The sequence below is a fragment of the Okeania sp. SIO2B9 genome (genome assembly GCF_010672505.1).
GTDB lineage: Bacteria > Cyanobacteriota > Cyanobacteriia > Cyanobacteriales > Microcoleaceae > Okeania > Okeania hirsuta.
The window spans coordinates 1-1,949 of sequence record NZ_JAAHGK010001372.1 but is presented as its reverse complement, the minus strand read 5'-3'; the positions used below and the strand labels follow the sequence as shown (position 1 = coordinate 1,949).

General features: G+C 31.5%; 1 pseudogene. It reads left to right on the top strand.

The annotated features are described in order from the left end of the window. Positions 1 to 311 precede the first annotated feature (311 nt). Positions 312 to 618 (top strand): annotated as a pseudogene (locus F6K13_RS35595) (DDE transposase family protein); the annotation flags it as partial. Positions 619 to 1,949: the final 1,331 nt, after the last annotated feature.

The window sequence follows — 1,949 nt, the reverse complement described above, 5'->3', positions numbered from 1 at the left end:
TATTTATAATCATCCACTCATCAACAAAAAAAAATTATTGGTATTACAGATAAACAACTAATAAAATTAATAGAAAATCCTCAAAAAGTTGAATAAAAAAAAGACAGGCGATAATGCTCCGCATCGCTAACGCTAACGCTAGTCAAGAAAAAATATTAATCAAGGCAGTAGGAGCAAGAAAAAAGTCTTTAAGCAAGGGGGAAGAAATAATTTTGACGTTATATTATTTGCATCATGTACCAACATTTCAGCTACTAGGAGCAATAGATATCTCCAAAATAGAAAATCAGGTAAAATCATCAAAACCATTTATGTCTGCAGTATCCCAAATGAATCCAATTTTAGAATATATTTATAACCATCCACTCATCAACAAAAAGAATTATTGTTATTACTGACAAACAGCTAATAAAATTAATAGAAAATGCCCAAATAATAGAATCAGAAAAAAAGAGGCGATGTAGCTGCCGCACTTGCTCCGCCAACGCCAAAACAGAAAAAAGATTAATTACAGCAGATGGAGGAAGAAAAAAGAATTTAACTCAGGAATAAGAAATAATTTTAACGTTATTTTATTTACATCAAATACCAAGTTTTCAAACATTAGGAATCAACTTTCGTAAAAGTACAATAAATATTTATATTAGTAACACGAAGTATCTCTGATAACCATAAAACTGTACAAATTAACTACCTTCATGAGTGGCGATAACCTCCGGTTAAGCGTACGCTATCGCTCCACTAAAGATAGTTAGGATAGGCCTTTGAGTATTTTTGGAGATGTCTAATATAGTAATAAAAAACTAGATAAAAATGTTTAATAATTAACAATGACTGTCTATAATACTATTAAAAAAAAGAATGTTACGAATAATCAGGGCAATTAAAATACTTTATAGGAGATGTCTCTTGGGCTAAAAAGATAAATTCAGACTTAAAAACTGCTATTAAAGCTATTCCCATACGACTCCTGATTCCTGACTCCTGACTCCTAAGAAATATGCTAGCTATTTGTAGTAAACATTTATCAAGTTGGCATAATACTGTAAAACGCGTAAAAAATGACGCTCTGGAGGAGCTGGCGATCGCTTCAGTAAAGATAGTTATAGCAAGTGCCTGATGATTTTTGGAGATGTCTATTTAAGTAGACCACAAAATTATTTTCGGTTAGGGAGTAGGGAGTCGAAAAATGCTTTTGGGTTGCTGATGATTATGATTGGCTCAACAAACAGGAAGGATAAAAATGTCACCGTACTATCCAGTATAGTTTTCTTGGAATTTCAAGGGTTTGAGTATTCGTTGTAGCTTATTCCGGAATGATAGATTTTGTGCGCTTTTAGGGAGTTGGAATGTGACAATTTTTTTCTGAGCTTGATTGCCACTAATATACTCTACCTATATTTACAATTTCTGTTTTGCAATCTCATTTATCTCAATTCATTTTATTAAGCTTCTAGGCATAGCCAAATTCTTAATTCCAAAATACACTAAATTTTACTTTTGAGCAATCAATGCTGTATTGTTTATCTATCAAGATTTTCAGCTTTTTATATAGGAGTAGGAAATAGAGGTGCGATTGCATCTTTTTTCGCCCTAAATTGCACCTTAAAAAGGGATGTTGAACTAATTTTGCTAATTTTATTTTAAATAACTAATGTTTAATTGAATTTTTGATAATTTTTAATTATTTTAGTATTTGTACCTACTTCTTCAAGACATGGACAAGTTTAAATAATTCATAATTATAGTAATTATAAATAATGCTGATACTTGCATAGCAGAAGTAAAGAAGGAAGGACAGAAGTTGGAAAAATTTTGCGTTGTCTAAGTTTTAAGCTTTTGATATGTCCTAACTGGAGAGTACAAAGTTCTGCTAAAAAACAGTTGGCTCTCAAGATTGAAAGTGTTACTGGGAAAGGTTTACAGCACCTACGCTCTGTGAATGGAGA